Below are 21,099 nucleotides of genomic sequence, written 5' to 3'. Positions count from 1 at the left end.
ATCAGGCGTGCGGGTCGCCCAGGCTGGCGGGCGCGGCGCCGCGCGTCAGCATCAGCTTGTTCAGCAAGTAAGAAACGGGAATCATGACGACGCTGACGATCAGCGGCGCGATGGTGGAGCGTACCTGCAGCCATTCGACCAGCAGCGCCAGCAGCGGGGCGGAGATCAGATATTGCGCGACGTAGATGGACGGATACGCCAGGAACGTGCGCCAGGACAGGCGCGTGCGGAACACGAACAGCGTGTTCAGGCAGTAGGCGCCGACGACCCCGGCGACAAATGCCACGAAATAGGCGGCCTGGTACGGCAGCACCAGCTGCAGCAGCAGGTACAGGCCGTAGCCGGCGACCGTGTTGAAGCCGCCCGCTGCCAGGAAGCGCAGTTGGCGGCCGTAGGCGGCGATCACTTGCTGCCGTGGCAATGTGGGCACGACACGCCGTACACGTACTCCGGCGCCAACTGCTGGCGCGGCGTGACGACTGCGCGGCAGGCGAAGCACTGCACGGTTTCGGTCGGCTCCAGTTTCGGGTTCAGCGCCGTGCGGTAGTCGAACACGAAGCAGTCGCCCGTGTAGTGGGCGCCGCCCACTTCCTCGAAGTATTTCAAAATACCGCCTTCGAGCTGGTAGACGTTGTCGTAGCCGATGTTCTGCATGTGGATCGCCGCTTTCTCGCAGCGGATGCCGCCGGTGCAGAAGGTGACGACGGTCTTGCCGGCGAAATCGTCCTTGTGCTCGGCGATTACCTGCGGGAATTCGGTGAACTTCTTGATGCGGTAGTCGACCGTGTTGTCGAACGTGCCCACGTCCACTTCGAAATCGTTGCGGGTGTCGACCATGACGACCGGCTTGCCGTCGTCGTCGTGGCCCTGGTCCAGCCAGCGCTTGAGCGTCTGCGCTTCGACGAACGGCGCGCGGCCTTCCTCCGGCTTGATCAGCGGCATGCGCATCGTGATGATCTCGGCCTTGATCTTGACCAGCATGCGCTTGTGCGACTGCTCGGCCGACAGGCTTTCCTTCACTTCCAGGTCGGCCAGGCGGGCGTCGCCGCGCACCCAGGCCAGGTACTCGTCGATGTTGGCGCGGGTGCCGGACAGGAACATATTGATGCCTTCCGGCGTCAGCAGCACGGTCCCCTTCAGGCCCAGGCGCTGGGTGATGTCCTGGTACTGCGGGCGCAGCGCTTCCAGGTTGTCGAGCGTGATGAACTTGTAGGCGGCGATGTTGACGAACGGTTCGTTCGCGGCTTGGACTGCCTGCGTCATGCCGGCCGTGGCATCGAGAGTGCTTGCTTGCATAGTGGGATCTGAGGAAATTCCGGAAACCGATCATTATAAGCCGTTCGGCTGCCGGCAGGACAGCAAGGCGGCGCGGGCGCCGCCGCATCAGCGCGACAGAGATGACCCTATAGCACCGCGCAACTTGGGCAGGGTGCCAGGGCGCGCAGTCAGGCCTGCAGCACCGACACGCGGGCGTAACGCAGGTTTTCCAGGATGCGAATGCGGCGCGTCAGCGGCCACCAGTCGTACAGGAAGATCTGCACGGGCCGCCACATGGCCACCCAGCCGATGATCGTCAGGCTTTCCCGCCCGATCTTGCCGAGGTGGCCCAGCCCGGCGACGATTTCTCCGATGGACAGGCACACGGCAACAAAGCCGAGGCCGATTGCCAGGCTGGTGCGGCCCTGGCTGAGCAACTGGGCCAGCTCGCCGCGTACCAGGTCGATCTTGTAGCCGTAATGGTTGTGAATCGCGTCGGCCAGCAGCTCGCCAGCCTGCACGGGGTCGACGGCCTGCTCGACGTGGATGAGCAGTTGCAGGCGGCTCTCCTTGGGAAGCGACAACGCCCAGTTCTCGATGAACGCCTCGCAGGCGCGGTCCAGGTCGCGGTTCAGGAACGGCGTCGGATCGAGCGAGTTGAACAGTTGCGACAGCTCGCGCACGCGCAGTTCGAGAGTGTGGGTGGGGTGCTGGCCAATGTGCATGACCCAGCGTAGCAGCAAAAGCGCCGTGCCGCGAGTGTGCCGTGTCTTGTAATCGGCTGGCACCGGCTGGCGCCGCCGCGGCCTGCAACGCGGCGATTTCCCGGCCGTGCCGGCCGCGCGGCGGTAAAATAGCAGGTCCGTCAGCAAGCATCCAGCCGAGCCGTTAGCAAATGAGCACCGAAATCCTAGATCAGCCCGTCATCCAGCCCGACGAACCCGCGGCCCCCGCCGGACCCGGCTTCGTCCACCTGCGGGTGCACTCCGAATACTCGATCGTGGACGGCCTGGTGCGCATCGACGACCTGGTCAAGGCGGCCGCCCGCGACAGGCAGGCGGCCCTGGCCGTCACCGACCTGTCCAACCTGTTCGGCATGGTCAAGTTCTACAAGTCGGCGCGCGGCAAGGGCATCAAGCCGATCATCGGTTGCGACGTCTGGATCACCAACGACGACAACCGCGACAAGCCAGCGCGCCTGCTGCTGCTGGCGAAGAACCGGGTCGGCTACCTGCAGCTGTGCGAACTGCTGTCGCTGGCCTGGCTGACCAACCAGCACAAGGGCCGCGCCGAGTTGCGCACCGAATGGCTGGCGGAGCTGAAGGACAAGACCTATGACATCTACCCCGGCGAAAGCGGTGCCAACGGCCTGATCGCGCTGTCCGGCGCGCAGTTCGGCGACATCGGCTGCGCCATCGACAACGGCAACCTGGAACTGGCCGAGCGCAACGCGCAGAAGTGGTCGGCGATCTTCCCGGGCCACTTCTACGTCGAAATCCAGCGCGCCGGCCAGCCGAACCAGGAGGCGCAGGTGCGCCATTCGGTGGCGCTGGCGGCCAAGCTGCGCCTGCCCGTGGTGGCGACGCATCCGGTGCAGTTCATGTCGGAGCACGAGTTCATCGCGCACGAGGCGCGCATCTGTATCGCCGAGGGCGAGATGATCGCCAACGCCAAGCGCGTCAAGCGCTTCAACGAGCAGATGCGCTTCATGACGCAGGAAGAGATGGAGATCCTGTTCGCCGACCTGCCGGCCGCGCTGGCGAACTCCGTCGAAATCGCCAGGCGCTGCAACGTCACGCTCACGCTGGGCAAGCCGCAGCTGCCGAACTTCCCCACGCCTGGCATGACGATCGACGAGTTCCTCGTCGCCGAAACGCAAAAAGGCCTGGAAGAGCGCCTGCTGCAGCTGTTCCCCGATCCGCACAAGCGCGAGGAGATGCGGCCGCGCTACGAGGAGCGCCTGAAGTTCGAGAACGACACCATCATCAAGATGAAGTTCCCGGGCTACTTCCTGATCGTTGCGGAGTTCATCCAGTGGGGCAAGAACAATGGCGTGCCGATCGGCCCCGGCCGGGGTTCCGGCGCCGGCTCGCTGGTCGCGTACGCGCTGAAGATCACGGACCTGGACCCGCTGAAATACAACCTGCTGTTCGAGCGTTTCCTGAACCCGGAACGGGTCTCGATGCCCGACTTCGACATCGACTTCTGCCAGGAAAAGCGCGAACTGGTGATCCAGCACGTGAAGGACCTGTACGGGCGCGACGCCGTGTCGCAGATCGCCACGTTCGGTACCATGGCGGCCAAGGGCGCGATCCGCGACGTGGGCCGCGTGCTGGACTTCGGCTACAACTTCTGCGACGGCATCTCGAAACTGATTCCTTTCAAACCGGGCAAGCCGGTGACGATCGCCGAGGCGATCGAGGAAGAGCCGCTCTTGAAGGAGCGCCTGGAGAACGAGGAGGAGGTCAAGCAGCTGCTCGATCTCGCCCAGCAGGTCGAGGGCATCACGCGCGGCATCGGCATGCACGCCGGCGGCGTGCTGATCGCGCCCGGCAAGCTGACCGACTTCTGCCCGCTGTACACGCAGTCCGGCGATTCGGGCGTGGTGTCGCAGTACGACAAGGACGACGTGGAAGCCGTCGGCCTGGTCAAGTTCGACTTCCTGGGCCTGACCACGCTGACGATCCTGGACCGCGCGGTGAACTACATCCGCGAGCTCGATCCGGCCCACAAGGACTTCGACCTGGCCAACGTGCCGCTGGACGACCGCGGCTCGTACGACCTGCTGACCAAGGCCAAGACCGTGGCCGTGTTCCAGCTGGAGTCGCGCGGCATGCAGGGCATGCTGAAGGACGCCCGGCCCGACCGCTTCGAAGACATCATCGCGCTGGTCGCGTTGTACCGTCCCGGCCCGATGGACCTGATCCCCGACTTCTGCAAGCGCAAGCACGGCGAGAAGTTCGACTACCCCGATCCGCGCACGGAAGGCATCCTGTCCGAGACCTACGGCATCATGGTCTACCAGGAGCAGGTCATGCAGATGGCGCAGATCATCGGCGGCTACTCGCTGGGCGGCGCCGACATGCTGCGCCGCGCGATGGGCAAGAAGAAGGCCGAGGAGATGGCCGAGCACCGCGAGATCTTCCGCAAGGGCGCGGGCGAACGCGGGCTGACGACGGAAAAGGCCGACGAGATCTTCGACCTGATGGAGAAGTTCGCGGGCTACGGCTTCAACAAGTCGCACGCCGCCGCGTACGCGCTGCTGTCGTACCACACCGCCTACCTGAAGCAGCACCATACGGCCGCGTTCATGGCGGCCAACATGTCGCTGGCGATGGACGACACGGAAAAGGTCAAGATCCTGGTCGAGGACTCGATCGAGGTGTGCGGCCTGACGATCCTGCCGCCGGACATCAACCTGTCGGCCTACCGCTTCCGTCCGGACGGCCCGCCGCCTTCCGTCACCGGCAAGAAGGTCACCAACATCCGCTACGGCCTGGGCGGCGTCAAGGGCGCCGGCCAGAACGCCATCGAGGCGATCATCGCGGCGCGCGAGGCCGATGGGCCGTTCACCAGCCTGTTCGACTTCTGCCGCCGCGTCGACAAGAAGCAGATCAACCGCCGCACCATCGAGGCGCTGATCCGCTCCGGCGCGTTCGACTGCTTCGGCGTGGACCGTGCCGTGTTGTTTGCCTCGGTCGGCTTCGCGATGGAATGCGCCGACCAGGAAGCGCGCGCCGCCAACCAGGTCAGCCTGTTCGGCGGCGACGACAGCGACCTGGTGGCGCCGCCCGAATACGTGCAGGCGATGCCGTGGACGGACCGCCAGAAGCTGGCGGAGGAAAAAATGGCGCTGGGCTACTACCTGTCCGGCCATATGTTCGACAGCTATGCGCAGGAAGCGCGGCGCTTCGCCCGCACCAAGCTGTCCGAGCTGGAGCCCTCGCGCGAGCCACGCATGCTGTGCGGCGTCATCACGGGCATCCGCACCCAGATGACGCAGCGCGGCAAGATCCTGATCGTCACCCTGGACGACAAGAGCGCCGTGGTCGAGGTGACGGTGTACAGCGAGATCTTCGAGGCCAACAAGAAGGCGTTCAAGGAGGACGAATTCCTGGCGGTGACGGGCAAGGTGTCGGAGGACCGTTTCACGGGCGGCCTGCGCATCTCGGCCGAGAAGGTGTATGACATCGTGTCCGCGCGCCTGCAGTTCGGCCGCCAGATGGGCTGGATGCTGCCGGAGCCGGTGCCGGCCGCCAAGCTGCGTGACGTGCTGGCGCCGCACCGCGACGACTACGGCCTGCCGATCCAGATGCGCATCAAGCCGCAGGGCATCGACTGCGTGCTGCAGCTGGGCGACGACTGGCGCGTGGCCCCGTCGGACGCGCTGACGGTGGCGCTGGAGCAGGTACTGGGCGCGCGCGAGATCGCTGTCGAATACTGAAATCCGGGATCGTCCCGCAGGTTTCCGAGGCAACCTCGCCTGGATTCCGGGACAGTCCCGCAATTTTCCGGCCCGGCGCTGGCAGCGCCGTTGAGCAGCCACAAGCGGCGCGCCGCGGCCGCGCCGCATAATTCTCCGACACAGTCAGTGCGGAGGCGGCGTGCTGTTCAACTCGTATGCTTTCCTGTTCGGCTTCCTGCCGGTCGTGCTGCTGGCGTACTTTGCCGCCGCGCGCCACGGCGCCGCCTGGGCCAGCGCCGTGCTGGCGACGGCCTCGCTGATGTTCTACGGCTGGTGGGACGTACGCTACCTGCCGCTGCTGCTGGCATCGATCGGCGTCAACTACGCCTGCTCGCTGCGCATCCATGGTGCCGCGGGCAGGCGGCGCCAGGCCTGGCTGGCGCTGGCGGTGGGCGCCAACCTCGCCCTGCTGGGCTGGTACAAGTACGCGAACTTCTTCGCGCGGACCGTCACCGAGCTGGCCGGCTGGCCGGCCGCGCCGCTCGACATCGCGCTGCCGGTCGGTATCTCGTTCTTCACGTTCACCCAGATCGCCTTTCTTGTCGACAGCGCGCGCGGCCACGTGCGCGAGCGCCGCTTCATGCATTACCTGCTGTTCGTCACGTACTTTCCGCACCTGGTGGCGGGGCCCGTGCTGCACCACCGCGAAATGATGCCGCAGTTCGCCGACCCGGCCAACCTGGCGCCGCGCGCCGTCAACTTCGCCGTCGGCACGTCGATCTTCGTGATCGGTCTGGCGAAAAAGGTGCTGCTGGCCGACAGCCTGGCGCCGCACGCGAACGCGCTGTTCGACGCGCCCGGTGAGGCGTCGCTGCTGGTGGCATGGGGCGGGGTGCTGGCCTACACGTTCCAGCTGTACTTTGACTTTTCCGGTTATTCCGACATGGCCATCGGCCTGGCGCGCCTGTTCGGCGTGCGCCTGCCGCTCAATTTCGACTCGCCCTACCGCGCCACCAGCATCGCCGAGTTCTGGCGCCGCTGGCACATGACGCTGTCGCGCTTCCTGCGCGACTACCTGTACGTGCCGCTGGGCGGCAACCGCCATGGGCCGCTGCGGCGCCACGTCAACCTGATGGCGACGATGGTGCTGGGCGGCCTGTGGCACGGCGCCGGCTGGACCTTCCTGCTGTGGGGCGCGCTGCATGGTGGCTACCTGATCGTCAACCATGCCTGGCGCGCGGCGTGCGCGCGGCTCGGCTGGGGCGACGGTGGCCGGGCAGGACGCTGCGCCGGCTGGCTGCTGACGTTCGGCGCCGTCTGCGTGGCCTGGGTGTTTTTCCGCGCGCCGCACGTACCGGCGGCCCTGGGCATCGTCCACGCGCTGGCTGGCGGCGACGGCGTCGCGCTGCCGGCCGCCCTGGGCGCGCGGCTGGGCGCACTGCGGCCATTGCTGGAGAGCGCGGGCGTGACGTGGTACCTGGGCGGCACCACCCGTTTCGTCGCCACCTGGTGCTGGGTGGCCGTGGCCGCCGTCGTGGCGCTGGCACTGCCGAACACGCAGCGGATCATGCGCCGCTGGGAGCCGGCGCTGGACGCACGCCTGGGCACGCCCGGCTGGCTCGAATGGCAGCCGGCGCCGCGCCATGCCGTGGCCTGCGGCATGCTGGCGCTGCTGGCCGTGCTGTCGCTGAACCAGCCCAGCGACTTCCTGTATTTCCAGTTCTGACCATGGACCGGCACGCGCTTTGCTACTTGCGCTGGCTCGGCGCGACGATGCTCGCGGCCGGCATGGCGGTCGCGCTCCTGGTGCTGCTGATCGATCCGTACGGACTGTATGGCTGGGTCGACGTGGCCGGCTTCAACCGCGTCAAGGCACCGCTGGCGCGCTACCAGTACGAGATCAAGCTGGCGCGCGCGTTGCGGCTGGGGCCGCAGGTAATCCTGGTCGGCAATTCACGGGTGGAAGCCGGCTTCGATCCGGACGGCCCGGCACTGCGCGGCGCCAATGCCGTCAACCTCGGCATCGCCGGCACCGGCACACCGACGGCCATCGGCCAGCTGCGCTACCTGGCCGCGCACGGCATCCGGCCGCGCCGCGTCATCGCCGGGCTGGACGTCGTGGACGCGCTAACCTCGCAGCCGGTACCGCCGGCCCGTGCGCCGGTGCTGCGCATCCCCTGGCCGGGCCGGCTGTGGCGGCTCGATGCGCTGCTCTCGGCCGCGTCCCTGCGCGACGCCCTGTGGACGGTGGCGCTGCAGCGCGATGGCGACGGGGCGATGGCGACACTGCGCGGTTTCAATCCGCTGCGCCAGTACGGCAGCGCGGCGCGGCTGGAAGGGTATGCCGCGCTCTTTCGCCAGCGCGCACAGGAAAACGCGCCCAAGCTGGCGGCGCGCGCTGGCGGTGGGCTCGATGTCGCGGCCGTGCGCGCCGAAGTGCGCGCGTTGCTGGACGCGGCGGCGCGAGACAACCCTGCCGTCCGGATCGACCTGCTGATCTATCCTTACCACGCGCAGTTGCTGGCGATGTTCGAGGCGGCAGGCTTGTGGCAGCGCTTCGAGGCATGGAAGGCCTTGCTGCGGGAGGAAGTGGCGGCGGCGCGCCTGCGCCATCCGGGCGCCCGCATCGCGCTGGCCGATTTCGGCGTTTACGACCGCTGGCAGTGCGAGCCGATTCCGGCCGCAGGCAGTGACGCGACGACGAAGTGGTACTGGGAGGCAGGTCATTTCAAGGCCGCGCTGGGGGAAGTCTTGCTGGCTCGTCTCGACGACCCGGGCGGCGGGGCGAGCGATGCCGCCGGGCGGGCCGCCTGCATGGCGGACCAGCCCGGGCTGTTCAGCGACGCGGCCCGGCTGGTGGCGCGGGCGCGCGACTGATTACATGTCTTTCAGGCCGGTAATGGCGTAACCCTTGGTACCGATCTGCTGGGGCAGCTGCTCGATATGGAAATCGGGCAGGGTATCGGCCTCGTCATCGACTTCCAGGGCTTTTGCTGCCGGCTCCCAGTCGGTGTTGATGGCTTCCTGCGGAATGGGCTTGCCTTCTGGCACGGCCAGGTACGAAAAGATGCCATCGTGTTCAGGTCGTCGGTAGATGTCCAGGCGCATCGCAATTCTCCTTGTGGTTCGTGAGTTGCCAGCTTGACAGCAGCGAAGCAGTGGCTCAGTTCGTTACCTCACACGCGGCCGCTGCTGCCCCGTTTCCGCCGATTCTACCCCGCGGCCGCGCCGGGCGCCGTTCCGGATGGGCGGCCGGCGCCGTGTATCGGCGCGTGCCCCGCGCCGGTTCGTCCCTTATAATCAGCGCTTTATCTCAGCCTGCAAGCCGCTGTCGCCGCTTTTCCGATGAAAACCATGATCGCCCCACCGGCCGCGGACCGCGCCGTCGATGTCCCCCGGCAGCCGGTTGCCGATCCCATGCGTGTGCTGCTGGGCAACGGCCTGATGTTCCTGCTGCCGGCGCTGGTATTGACGACGCCCGACAGCCTGACCGTGGTGCAGGCGGTCATGCTGGTGGCGGTACTGGCGGCCGGCCGCGCGCGCTGGGCCGCCATATGGCGCCTGCACGGGCGCGCGGTGCGCTGGATCGCCTTCGGTTTTGTCGGCTACTTCCTAGTCTCACTGCTGCGCCTGGCGGTGTTCGAGCATCCGCTGCGCACGCTGGACGGTCCGTTCCGCCTGCTGCTCTCGCTCAGCTGTATTGCCTTTGTCTGCCTGTACCGGCCGCGCCAGCGCTGGTTCTGGCTCGGCATGTGCGTCGGTGCGATCGGCGCCGGCGTCGTCGCGCTGGCCGAGTGGCAGCTCGCGGGCGTGGACCGGGTGGAAGGGTTCACGCACCATGCGATCACGTTCGGCGACCTGGCCGTGGCGCTGGGCGTGATGGCGTTGTGTTCGCTGTCCGAATGGCGCGGCGGGCGCTGGGGCTGGCTGCCCGTCGCCGCATTGGTCTGCGGGCTGGCCGCTTCGGTGTTGTCGGGTTCGCGTGGCGGCTGGGTCGGGCTGCTGCTGGTCGTGCCGCCGCTGCTGCACTATGGCAGCGCGGTGCATGGCCGCCGCATCGTCCATGCGGTGCTGGCCGTGCTGGCCTTGTGCGTCGTGGCCTACTTCGTGCCGGCCACCAGCATCGAGCGTCGCACGATGGATGCGGTCCATGAGGTGCAGCGCTGGTTTGCCGTCAACGACGCCACCACGCACGTGGGCGTGCGCCTGGAACTGTGGAAGGCGTCCTGGATGATGATCTCGGAACATCCATGGCTGGGAGTAGGGCGCGACAATTTCTTCACGGCGCTGAACGCGTTGCATGCCGAAGGCCGCTTGCAGGCATCGCCGGCACTGGTCTACAGCAGCAGCCATAACGACCTGATCCACACCCTGGCCACGGGCGGCCTGCTCGACTTCAGCCTGCTGCTGGTGATGTACCTGGCGCCGCTGCTGTTTTTCCTGCGCGTGCTGGCGCAGCCGGGCAGCGAGGGCCGCACGGCGGCGCTTGCGGGCATGAGCCTGGTGGTGTGCTATTTCGGCTTCGGCCAGACCGAAGTCATGTTCTGGCTGATGATGCCCAAGATCTTCTACGGCATGATGGTGTGCGTGCTGGCAGGCCTGTGCCTGACCGCTGGTCCCTCTCCTCTCAAGCGTTAGCATTCCTGTGAAGCATATTCTGATCTGCCGTACCGACAATATCGGCGACGTCGTCCTGACCCTGCCGATGGCCGGCTACCTGCGCCGCCTGTATCCCGACTGCCGTATCGATCTGCTGTGCCGCGGCTACGTGGCGCCGCTGATGGCCCACTGCCGCCACTTCAACCAGGTCATCACGCTCGAATCGATCGGCGATGCGCGCGCGTTCTTTGCCGCCAGCGGCGTCGACACGGTGATCTTCGCCTACCCGGACCGCCGCCTGGCCGCCGCCGCATGGCGCGCCCGCGTGCCGCGCCGCGTCGGCACCAGCCATCGCCTGTACCATCTGTGGTATTGCAACCGGCTGGCCCGTTTCAGCCGCGTCAATTCGCCGCTGCACGAGGCCCAGCTCAACTTCGCGCTGCTGCGCCCCCTCGGCATCGACCACGTGCCCGGCCTGGCCGAGCTGCCCGCGCTGTATGGCCTGGAAGCCCCGGCGCTGGCCGATACCGGCCCGGACATCCAGGCGCTGGCGCGGCGTGCGCCTTACAACCTGGTGCTGCATACGAAGTCGAACGGCAACGGCCGCGAATGGCCGCTCGCGCATTACACCGCGCTGGCCCGCCGGTTGCAGGCGCGGCCGGACATCCGGCTGTGGGTAACCGGCAGCGCGGCCGAGGGGCAACTGCTGGCGCGCGAAGCGCCCGAGCTGCTGGCGCTGCCGAACGTGGACAACCTGTGCGGCCGGGTCGATCTGCCCGGCCTGGGCGCGCTGATCGGCGCCTGCAGCGGCTTGCTGGCCAGCGGCACGGGCCCGTTGCACGTGGCGGCCGCGTTGGGCCGGCCCACGCTGGGCCTGTTCCCGCAGCGTAAGCCGATCGATGCCGGCCGCTGGGGCGCGCTGGGCCTGCGGGCCCGTTCGCTGAGCGCGCATGGCAGTTGCCCTGGCTGCGACAACGCGGCCACGTGCAGCTGCATGACGGGTATCACGCCGGAGCAGGTGGAAGCCATCCTGCTGTCGTGGTGCGTACCCGAAGGCGATGCCGTCGCGGCCGCGGCGGCCGACCTGCATGCCGCGCCGCCGCAGTCGGGGCCGCGTACGCTGGTGATCTCGCCCAACTGGATCGGCGACGCCGTGATGGCGCAGCCGCTGCTGCAGCTGCTGCGCGCGCGTCATCCGGAGCGGCCGATCGACGTGCTGGCGCCGCCAGCGGTGGCGCCGGCATGGCAGCAGATGCGCGAGGTCAGTGAAGTGCTGCAGACGCCATTCCGCCACGGCGCGCTGCAGCTGCGCGAGCGCTGGCGCTATGCGCGGCTGCTGAAGGCGCGCGGCTACGCCGAAGCCTACGTGCTGCCGAATACCCTGAAGTACGCCTTGATTCCCTGGCTGGCCGGAATCGCGCGCCGGGTCGGCTACAAGGGCGAATCGCGCCATGGCCTGATCAACGTGATGCACCATGACGACGTGCCGCCGAGGCCGATGGTGCCGTTCTATGCGGCGCTGGCGGACGCCCCAGGCGCGCCATTGCGCGGCGACGTGCCGCGCCCGGCGCTGCGGGTGACGGCCGCGCAGATGGAGGCCGCCGCCGCCAGGGCCGGGCTGGCAGTGGACCGGCCGCTGGTGGTATTTGCACCGGGCGCCGAGTTCGGCCCCGCCAAGCGCTGGCCGCCCGCGCATTTCGCCGCGCTGGCGCGGCAGGTCGTGGCGAGCTTGCCGCAGGCGCAGGTGGCGCTGCTGGGTTCGCCGAAAGATCGTCCGGTGTGCGACGAGATCGTGGCCGCCGTTGCCGGCAGCGACGCGGCCGGTGCCGTGTTCAACCTGGCCGGGCAGACCAGTCTGGCCGAGGCGATCGCGCTGATCGGCCGCAGCGCGGCGATCGTCAGCAACGACTCCGGCCTGCTGCACGTGGCCTCGAGCCTGGACCGTCCCGTGGTGGCGATCTATGGCCCGACCGACCCCGATCACGCGCCGCCGTTCGCCACCGTCGCGCGCTCGCTGTCGCTGCGGCTGGCGTGCGCGCCGTGCCGCCAGCGCGAATGTCCGCTGGGGCACCACGACTGCATGCGCGGTCTGGATGCCGGCATGGTATGGCAGGCCTTGCAGCCGATGCTGGGCGCCAGCCGGATCGCGGCCACGGACGGGTTTGCGGTATAGTCCTCAGCCACCGCGGGTGCTCCCGCTCATGTTCCGCGCCCTCATGCTGCAGCGACTTCCGATCACGTTCTGGGCCACCGTTTTCGTGACCCTCGTCTGCGTGTCGCTGGTCGGTCTGGATTTCTGGCGCAGCTGGAATGCCCGCACCGTGCTGCTGGAGGGGACCGAGCGCTCCGCCACCAACCTGGCGCGGGCGATGAGCCAGCATGCCGACGACACCATCAAGTCGGCCGATACCAGCCTGAACGACCTGGAGGAGCGCATCGAGACGGACGGCCTGGGGCCGGGGCAGCTGGCCCGCCTGCACCGCGTGATGCAGGACCAGGTGCGCGCGCTGCCGCAGCTGGACGGCCTGTATGCCTATGACGCGGACGGCCGCTGGATCGTCAACTCGCTGGCCACGTTCGACCCGCGCGCCAACAACGCCGACCGCGAATACTTCCGTTTCCATCGCGAGCACCGCGACGAAGGGCCGCACATCGGCCTGCCCGTTGTCAGCCGCTCCAGCGGCAAATGGGTGATCCCCGTGTCGCGCCGGATCGACCGGGCGGACGGCAGTTTCGGCGGCGTCGTGCTGGCCACGATCGACATCGATTACTTCCGCCGCTTCTATGCCAGTTTCGATATCGGCGTGCACGGCGCGGTGGCGCTGCTGTCCAACCAGGGCACGATGCTGGTACGGCGGCCGTTCCGGGCGCAGGGGATCGGCGCCAGTATCGTCGATACGCCCCTGTATCGTGCCTATGCCCACTCGGCGACCACCGGCATCGGCATGTTCCGCTCGACCCAGGACGGCGAACTGCGCCTGAACAGCTATCGGCCCCTGCAGCATTACCCGCTGTTCGTTACGGCCGCGCTGTCGAAGGAAGAGGCGCTGGCGCACTGGCGGCGCGACACGCTGCTGCATTCGCTGGGCGTGCTGCTGCTGGCCGGCCTGCTCGCGCTGTTCGGCCGGCGCCTGATCGGCCAGATGCGGCGCCGGCTGGAGGTGGAACGCGAGCTGCGCGAGGCGCGCGACGCGCTGGCGGGCCTGAACGCGACGCTGGAGAAAATGGCCTTGCAGGACGGCCTGACGGGACTGGCGAACCGGCGTCAGCTCGACGTTTCGCTGGCCAATGAGTTCAGCCGCGCCGTGCGCCAGGGCTCGTCGCTGGCGCTGGCGCTGATCGACGTCGACCATTTCAAGCGCTTCAACGACCGCTATGGCCACGGCGCGGGCGACGAGTGCCTGCGCGCCGTCAGCCGGGCGATCCGCTAGCAGACGCCGAAGCGCCCCGGCGACCTGGCGGCCCGTTACGGCGGCGAGGAGCTGGCGATCCTGCTGCCCAACACGGACAGCGCCGGCGCCCACGCGGTGGCCGAACGCATGCGCGACGCGGTCGAGGCCTTGCAGGTCGCGCACGAAGACAGCCCGCTGGGCATCGTCACCATCAGCGCCGGTGTCGCCGCGCTGGTGCCGCGCCGGGGCCAGGACAGCGTCGGCATGCTGCTGGAAGCGGCCGACCGCGCGCTGTACGCGGCCAAGCTGGCTGGCCGCAATCGCGTCCAAGCGGCATTGCCGGACCAACCGCCGGCACATTAGGCAGGGCGGGCAGGGCGCTGTGCCCCTGTCCCGAACTGCCGTACTTGCGCTTACCGTGGTCCTGCAGGAAAGTCCATTGGCACCGAGGTACAGCGCCTTAAGCAGGCCTTAACGTCCCCTTCTCGAATTTCCCGCACCTCCGTAGGCCTGATCCTACGTTAATTCACGTGGACAAAAAGGCATCGGCTAACTGGTTGATTTTTCAACAGAACTACTCGACAGCACGGCACTGGTTTCGCCTGGATAAGTTGTAAGGACTTGTAAGGCCGGCGCTTTTGCTGAGTTTTAAGTTGCTACCTTTACCGCTCCCGGAGGCCCCAACCGTACTGAACAACAAGGAGTCTGGAATGACCAATACCAAGAAATTTGTTGCTTCCCTTACGCTGGCGTGCGCGGCCCTCGTCGCGCCCGGCGTGCATGCTGCCGATATCTCGAATCCGGCCAGCACCATCGAGCTGACGGAAGGCGCTGGCTTCTTCGGCCGCCTGTTCACCGGCAATGCCGCCGGCGATACGTTCGCGGACCACTACACCTTCAGCGTCGGCGCGGGCAGCTCGATCGTCGCGGACCTGTTCTCGTACAGCGGCAGCCCGACGGACGGGGTCGACATCACGGGGATCGACCTGTACACGGCCTCGGGCATGCTGGTCGGCACCGGTACCGCCATCGGGTCGGACGGTATCGAGCAGTGGCAACTGACGACCAGCGGCCTGGCTGCCGACAATTATTACGTGCAAGTCAGCGGCAGCCTGAAATCCGGCACCCCGGCCGTGTATTCGGCCAGCCTGGCCGTGACGCCGGTACCTGAACCGGCTACCTATGCAATGATGCTGGGCGGCCTGGCGCTGGTGGGCGCGCTGGCGCGCCGCCGCAAGCAGTAAAGCCTTGCCCTCGCGCCCGCGGAGCCGCCGCAGAAGCCTGGCCGCCGGGGGCGGCGGCGGGCGCACCACCGTCCTGCCAGGAAGGATTAAATACTTGTCGCTATTGCATGAATGGCGTTAGTTCCAGTATAATTTCCGGTCAGCAATTCGTGTAACGACTTTATTCGAATTGCGATAAGAAAAAATCACCACTGATCGGAAACACTATGTTGAAGAAATTCGCTGCTGCCGCAGCACTGGCCTTCGTGGCTTCCTCCTCCTTCGCTGCCGCTCCTGTCGCCTTCTACGGCGGCGTGGACCTGGGCGTGACCGATGCCGACGACTACATCGATGGCAACAAGGCCAGCGTTGGTGCCTTCGTTGGCTACGGCTTCAACCAGAACTTCGCCGTCGAAGTCGGTTATCGCCAACTGGGCAAGTGGGACGACATCCGCGCCAAGCAGACCCACGTTTCCGTGCTGGGTTTCCTGCCGCTGAACCCGCAAACCGATGTGTACGCACGCCTGGGTTACAACCAGGTCAAGGCTGAGCAAACGTATTCGTACACCTACCGTGGCTTCACCGAAACCTACACGGTGGGTGTCAAGGACGACCGCGCACTGTTCGGCCTGGGCCTGAACTACTCGTTCAGCAACCAGCTGTCCGGCCGCGTCGAAGTGCAGAAGCCCGTCAGTGGCGTCACCAACGCGCACGCCGCACTGGTCTGGAAGTTCTGATGGCTTCCTGACGAAATCACGGGGCGCCGCGCCTCTTGATCGTCGAAGGCACCTGCGTTCCGCCGGAACCAGGTGCCTTTTTTACGTCCCGGTTATTGTCGAATACCGTTTGTAGATAGCAAATCCGAGCATGCGTCAAGGGCATAACCTTATGTGTTCCTTATAGTCGCCATTTGCCGACGTGTAAGGACGACTTGTCTTTACGTAGGATCGCTCCTACATGTGAAACTGTCATCTGGATGTAACAAGCAAGCTGCTGATTTTAAAGTGATTTTTCGATAGAATTCACTTGGTAAACGCTATTTTCTCCTCCTCAACTTGTAATAAGCTGTAATGCAACATTTGTTGTGCGTGTCATTTTTGCTACCTTGAGCACTCCTCAGCGGCCCCAACCGTATGAATCGAATCTAGGAGCAATGAATGATCAAGACCAAGAAATTTGCATCCGCGCTGGCACTGGCAGCCGCCACCTTCGTTAGCCAAGCTGCAATGGCGGCTGACATCAGCAACCCGATCGAAGCCATCGAACTGACCGACAACGCCGGCTTCTTCGGCCGCCTGATCACGGGCAACCACGCCAACGACACGTTCGTCGACCAGTACAGCTTCGACGCGACGGCTGGCTCCTCGGTCGTGGCCGACCTGTATTCGTACAGCGGCAACGCCAAGAACGGCCTGGACATCACCGGTTTCGGCCTGTACCGCGCCGACGGCACGCTGGTGCTGGCCGGCACGCAAATCGAAACGGGCAAGACCGACCAGTGGCACCTGACCACCTCCGGCCTGTCGGGCACCGGCTATTACCTGCAGGTCGAAGGCACCGTGCTGTCGCGCGCTGCCGGCAGCTACAGCGCCTCGCTGGCCGTCACCCCCGTACCTGAACCCGCCACCTACGGCATGATGCTGGGCGGCCTGGCGCTGCTCGGCGTGGCCGCACGTCGCCGCAAGCAGTAAGCAGCCCTCGCGCTTGCGGCCCGGAGATCACTTTTCCCGCTGAGGAGCGGGGCCGCAAGCGTTTTCCCTGCCGTTCAGGCAGGCCCCATCACGTAGCGCGGTGCAGCATGTGCGGCACCGCGTCCCGGGTATCGTCGCCGATGTTCTGCAAGAGGCGCGCCAGCGTCTGGTGGACGCTGCGCACATAGTGATATGGATGGCGATCGGCCAGCAGCGCCTTGTCGCGCACCACCTCCTGCACCGGCAAGAGTGTCGCGTTGTCGAGTTTCGCGACCAGTGCCGCGACGTGCTTGTTGAGTAGACTGACCTCGTCGGGTATGCCGCGCCACATGGGATAAATATCGTCCGGCGCCAGCTCGGCCGCCGTCACGAACACGAGCCTGACGCCGATGGCGGCGCGTTCGGCGCACCACGCGATATTGTCCAGAATGCGCTGGCGTCGTTCGGCTGCGCTCAGCGGCGTGCAATTTTCTTTCAACCAGCGCAGGCCCGCCAGGCTGTAGCACGGCGCCAGCCACGGGCCGCTCGCCGGTCCATGCCGCGTGCGCCATGACGTCACCTCCGGCCACACCGCGGGGTCGGTCAGGTCCACGTCGAACGGCGCGATCGGCAGCAGCACATCGGTGTCGCGATAGCGGTACAGGCCTGCCTTGTAGTCGCGGGCCAGCGACAGCACGGCCATGTCGTGGCCGGCAAACAGATCCCTGGTCGAGGTGCCGTGCGCCAAGGTCAGGTCGCCGGACCACAGCAGTGCCTGGCTCAGCCGCGCGAGCGAGACATGGCCGAGCGACTCCGGATACCGCAGCGCTTCCAGCGTCTGGCGCCATTCGCCCACCTCGCGCACGGAAGCGACACCGTCGGCACGCAGGAAGTCGGCGATCGCCCACGTATCGCAGCCGCCGCGCAGCAGCATCGGCGCGCTGGCGACCGGGCGATACGGCAGCAGCCGCGCCGCCATGGCACTGGTCCAGAGCGAGCAGTAGCGCAGCGCAGGCAGGCGCTGCGTCAGCAGGAAGAGCTGGTAGCTGGCGCGTGCGGCCAGGCTGGGCTTGCGTTTGCATGCCGTGCCCGCGCCCGAAGCGCCCGACGGCGCACGCTCGACCGTGATCCAGTCGATCGCGCGCGGCCGCTCGAAGCCATTGGTCGCGATGTCGCCCAGCTCGGGACGGCCCAGGTGGTGGTACAGCCATGCTTCCACATCCATGTTCAGGATGCGGCACGAGAAGAGGTAGTGGCGCAACAGGCGCCGCCCGCCTGCCTTTTGCACGGCATAGAAACCGACGATGCCATAGTCGCCGTACCTGTCGGCGACCTCGATACATCCCGCCTCCCAGTCGGCATGCCGCAGCATGTCGACGATCGCCGCGCGCGGCGGCTGCATGCGCGTGAAATTGAGCTGGTTGGTCCGTTCGATCATCTCCACGATGCGATCGACGGGCGCCTGGGCGCCGGTCAGGAAGCGCACGCGGATCGCCGACTGGCGCAGGAAATCGTCGCCTGAAGCGCCCAGGTCGAGCACTTGCTGCCGTGCCGCGGCCTTCTGTTCCAGTATCTTGTATTGCTGCAGGCGTGTCATGGCGGGATCGCTGACGGGCAGTTCGCCGACCCTGGCGATCAGCGCATCGATGCGATCCGGCAGGGCGGTCATGATGCCGGGACAAGCCTGGGCCACTTCGTCCAGGTTGGACGGCTTGTCGTCGATGAACAACACGTTCGCGCTGCGCAGCTGGGCGTTGTCGATCAGCCGGCGCACCATGCCGCCCTTGCGCGCCCAGCTCACCTGCGGGAACACGAAATAGTCCCACAGTCCGCGCTCCTCGAGGTAGGCGCGCACGGGCGCCTCGTCATTGTTGGAGCAGATCGCGCTGACGACGCCGCGCCTGGCCAGTTCGATGACGAGATCGTGATGCGCCTGCTGGTAGACGATGCCGCCCTCGGTCAGAATGCCGCGCCAGAACGTCTCGTCCAGGTCCCATACGACCAGCTTGATTTTGCCCATGCCGGGCAGATTGAATACAGCGTCGTTGCTCATCGCTTGTTCGCTTCTCGTCATTGTTTGGGCTAGGCAGCCTTGCCGCGCAGTTGCATCAGGAAGTCCCGTTCGGCCGTCGACAGTCGTGGATGCAGGAAGTCGAACAGCAGCACGATGCGGGGCGAATCGGAATCGTTCCAGGCCTCGTGCTCGTAGGAAGTGTCGAAGAACAGGAATTTCTTCTCCTCCCAGCGGCGACGCTCACGGCCCACGCGGATGCCGCACTGCGCCGGCACGCTGATGCCGAAGTGGCCGGTGACCCAGGTATTGGATTCGTCGCAGTGAGGCCGGATGCGGCTGTGTGGCTGCAGGATGGAGAAGTGCGCCTCACGCATGAACGGGAAGCCCGTCACCTGGCGCAGCGCCGCGACCGTGGCGGGGCACATGGCCTCGGCCTCGGGCGTGAGCTGGTTGTTGCGGACCAGCCAGAACACGTTCCAGTTGCCCTGCACCGCGCCGGGATACTGGTAGGCGGCCAGGCCGCTGGCGCCGCCGCACGCACGCAACGCTTCGGCCTGGATCGCGTCGCCGGCGGATTCGAACGCGGCGACCCACGGGAACTCGTCCGGATCGTGCCAGGCGGTGGCCGGGAGATCGGCCAGCATCAGCCCGCGCCGCATCTGGAACGGGTTCACATCCAGTGCGCCGCGGCGGCAGTCGATGCTGTCGGTCAGCCGCCTGGTCGCATCGGGCCCATGTTCGGCGTGGACTTTCGCCAGCACCTGGGCATGGCGCTCGTCGCGCAGCCGGCTGCGCTTTGCCAGCGTAACGACCAGGAACAGCAGCACGGCCGAACACAGCAGGCCAAGCCCGCTGATCAGCAGCAGCGGCAGGGCGGCGACCCATTGCGCAACACCGTAACTGCGCAGCACCCATTCGGCCACGCAGCCGATCGGCGCCAGCAGCAGCAGGGGCCGCAACTGATAGCGCAGTGCCGTTGTCCACGTCAGCAGCCCCAGGCAGAAACCGGCTTCCGAAACAATGGTCCAGGTACGAAGCGAAAACAGTGCCGTCGCCGCTACCAGCAGCCATGACCCGATGGCGGCCGGCAGGCTCAGCGCGGCTGTCCCGCCCAGCGCCATCAGGCCCAGGCCGGCGAACGCCAGCGCCTGCATTCCCAGCAGGACGGTGAAAGATTGATATCCGCGTTGTCCGTACAAATTCAGCATAGAGGTAATTGCCTGGATTATCAGAGGTGAAAGAGGAGGGTTCCTATTTGAATCGTCACGGAATATATCACGGAAATAAAGCGAATTACATAATGCAAAAATCGAATATAAATATGCGCGACCGATGTGCCCCAACATCGCAGCTAACACATCTAATGTTTCACCACAACTGTCAAAGTCTGCAGATAAATACGGCCGTAGAAGGCTGATATGTTCAAAATGCGACAATCTCACCAAATATAACAATCGCTTGGAAATCAGTGACTTACGCGCGTATAGCGATGTATTGAGGAAAAATCAATACTAAAAAGGAATTTTTTTCATCATGTTGTAACTTTTCCCCAGCAAAATCCGATTCGTTGACAAATTTGTCTGCACTGCTATAGTCGTAATATAGATTTTAAGAAAGCGGCGCCGACCGCAACGAGTCCAAGGTATGGGGAGCCGGTTAACACATGACGGCGATTTGATTTCTGAAGCGACAGTTAGATAAGCGATGAACAGATTCCTGGGTGAGCTTGCTGCAGCTGGTTTTTGCCGGATGCCCGGCGTGTTTTCGTTGGACGAGATCGGCGTGATCAATGCGAAAATCGACGCGCTGATCGCCAACAACAGTGCCGGTGTGGTGCGGGAAACCGGTTCCACCGCCGTGCGTGGCGTGCACGGTCCGCATCTGGAGGATGCCGCCTTCCTCGACCTGGCTTGCCGTGAGGAACTGGTCGACCTGTGCACCAGTTACCTGGAGGACGAGGTCTACATCCACCAGTACAAGATCAATATGAAGCAAGCCCTGGAGGGCCGCGCGTGGCCGTGGCACCAGGACTTCGTCTACTGGCGCGAGTTCGACCATATCGAGGCGCCCCGCCTGCTGAACATCGCCATCGCGCTGGGTGACATCACGATGCTGCAGGGGCCGATGTGTTTCATTCCGGGCAGCCACAAGCATGGTGACCTCATCAATTACGGCAGCGAAGTGGACGCCGGCTGGGAAAAGGCGGTCTCCGCCGACCTGACCTATCAGCTGGACAAATCCGTCGTCTCGCGCCTGCTCGACAATCACGGCGCGGAGTTCATGTTGGCGCAGGCCGGCGACGTGATCGTGTTCGACCCACAGCTTGCGCACTGTTCCTCCAACAACATGTCCGGGTCCGACCGGCGCCTGATGATCATCACGGTCAACGCGGTCAGCAATGCGCCGCGCAAGCTGTCAGACCGTCCGGCGTTCCTGTCCGCCCGCAGCTTCGATCCCCTGCGCGCCATATTGCCGGCACGTTGACGCCGGCGCCGCGCGCGGCCATTCCCCGCTGTCGTTTCAGGGCCGCCATGCCGGC

15 protein-coding genes and 1 pseudogene are annotated in these 21,099 nt (G+C 66.0%); 10 read left to right on the top strand and 6 right to left on the bottom strand.

The window, feature by feature from the left end; all coding sequences use genetic code 11:
• Position 1: 1 nt before the first annotated feature.
• The 3 genes from E7V67_022030 to E7V67_022020 form a co-directional block, all read right to left on the bottom strand.
• Positions 2–430, bottom strand: coding sequence for a GtrA family protein (locus tag E7V67_022030; GenBank protein ID WUR12354.1), 429 nt, complete (start codon positions 428–430; stop codon positions 2–4).
• Entirely contained in the window at positions 403–1,263 is an 861-nt protein-coding gene (locus E7V67_022025; protein ID WUR16328.1) for a sulfurtransferase, read from the bottom strand. Before E7V67_022025 ends, E7V67_022030 begins: the two co-directional genes overlap by 28 nt.
• 182 nt (positions 1,264–1,445) lie before the next feature.
• Complete coding sequence (locus tag E7V67_022020) at positions 1,446–1,982, bottom strand: hypothetical protein (GenBank protein WUR12353.1); 537 nt, start codon at positions 1,980–1,982, stop codon at positions 1,446–1,448.
• Positions 1,983–2,152: 170 nt separating this feature from the next.
• On the opposite strand from E7V67_022020, the gene dnaE reads away from it, so the two are divergent.
• The 3 genes from dnaE to E7V67_022005 all read left to right on the top strand — a co-directional run bounded on the left by dnaE (position 2,153) and on the right by E7V67_022005 (position 8,539).
• Positions 2,153–5,701, top strand: a complete 3,549-nt coding sequence (gene dnaE, locus E7V67_022015; GenBank protein WUR12352.1) for a DNA polymerase III subunit alpha — start codon at positions 2,153–2,155, stop codon at positions 5,699–5,701.
• 160 nt (positions 5,702–5,861) lie between these two features.
• Entirely contained in the window at positions 5,862–7,388 is a 1,527-nt protein-coding gene (locus E7V67_022010; protein ID WUR12351.1) for an MBOAT family protein, read from the top strand.
• 2 nt (positions 7,389–7,390) lie between these two features.
• A complete protein-coding gene (locus E7V67_022005) occupies positions 7,391–8,539 on the top strand; it encodes a hypothetical protein (protein WUR12350.1) in 1,149 nt (382 codons plus the stop codon).
• On the opposite strand, the gene E7V67_022000 is transcribed toward E7V67_022005, so the two are convergent.
• On the bottom strand, positions 8,540–8,770 hold the full coding sequence (locus E7V67_022000; GenBank protein WUR12349.1) for a DUF6139 family protein: 231 nt from the start codon (positions 8,768–8,770) through the stop codon (positions 8,540–8,542). It abuts the gene before it with no gap.
• Between the two features lie 246 nt (positions 8,771–9,016).
• Here E7V67_022000 and E7V67_021995 point away from each other — a divergent pair, with 246 nt between their 5' ends.
• The 6 genes and pseudogenes from E7V67_021995 (at position 9,017) to E7V67_021970 (ending at position 16,567) form a co-directional block, all read left to right on the top strand.
• A complete protein-coding gene (locus tag E7V67_021995; protein WUR12348.1) occupies positions 9,017–10,300 on the top strand; it encodes an O-antigen ligase in 1,284 nt (427 codons plus the stop codon).
• A gap of 7 nt (positions 10,301–10,307) precedes the next feature.
• Positions 10,308–12,434, top strand: a complete 2,127-nt coding sequence (gene waaF / locus E7V67_021990) for a lipopolysaccharide heptosyltransferase II (GenBank protein WUR12347.1) — start codon at positions 10,308–10,310, stop codon at positions 12,432–12,434.
• Positions 12,355–14,016 (top strand): annotated as a pseudogene (locus E7V67_021985) (sensor domain-containing diguanylate cyclase). The gene waaF and the pseudogene E7V67_021985 overlap by 80 nt, the downstream one beginning before the upstream one ends.
• A gap of 347 nt (positions 14,017–14,363) precedes the next feature.
• Positions 14,364–14,897: an FxDxF family PEP-CTERM protein gene (locus E7V67_021980; protein WUR12346.1), complete on the top strand. Its 534-nt coding sequence runs from the start codon at positions 14,364–14,366 to the stop codon at positions 14,895–14,897.
• Between the two features lie 206 nt (positions 14,898–15,103).
• Complete coding sequence (locus tag E7V67_021975; protein WUR12345.1) at positions 15,104–15,613, top strand: outer membrane beta-barrel protein; 510 nt, start codon at positions 15,104–15,106, stop codon at positions 15,611–15,613.
• 420 nt (positions 15,614–16,033) lie between these two features.
• Positions 16,034–16,567, top strand: a complete 534-nt coding sequence (locus E7V67_021970; GenBank protein ID WUR12344.1) for an FxDxF family PEP-CTERM protein — start codon at positions 16,034–16,036, stop codon at positions 16,565–16,567.
• A gap of 88 nt (positions 16,568–16,655) precedes the next feature.
• Here the strand turns inward: E7V67_021970 and E7V67_021965 are convergent, their stop codons facing one another.
• Both E7V67_021965 and E7V67_021960 read right to left on the bottom strand, forming a co-directional pair.
• Entirely contained in the window at positions 16,656–18,599 is a 1,944-nt protein-coding gene (locus E7V67_021965) for a hypothetical protein (GenBank protein WUR12343.1), read from the bottom strand.
• Positions 18,600–18,628: 29 nt separating this feature from the next.
• Positions 18,629–19,768, bottom strand: coding sequence for an aspartyl/asparaginyl beta-hydroxylase domain-containing protein (locus E7V67_021960; protein ID WUR12342.1), 1,140 nt, complete (start codon positions 19,766–19,768; stop codon positions 18,629–18,631).
• Between the two features lie 496 nt (positions 19,769–20,264).
• On the opposite strand from E7V67_021960, the gene E7V67_021955 reads away from it, so the two are divergent.
• Positions 20,265–21,044, top strand: a complete 780-nt coding sequence (locus E7V67_021955) for a phytanoyl-CoA dioxygenase family protein (GenBank protein ID WUR12341.1) — start codon at positions 20,265–20,267, stop codon at positions 21,042–21,044.
• The last annotated feature ends 55 nt before the right edge of the window (positions 21,045–21,099 follow it).

Source organism: [Empedobacter] haloabium, assembly GCA_008011715.2.
Taxonomy (GTDB): Bacteria; Pseudomonadota; Gammaproteobacteria; order Burkholderiales; family Burkholderiaceae_D; genus Rugamonas; species Rugamonas haloabia.
This window is presented reverse-complemented; position numbering and strand designations above follow the sequence as displayed.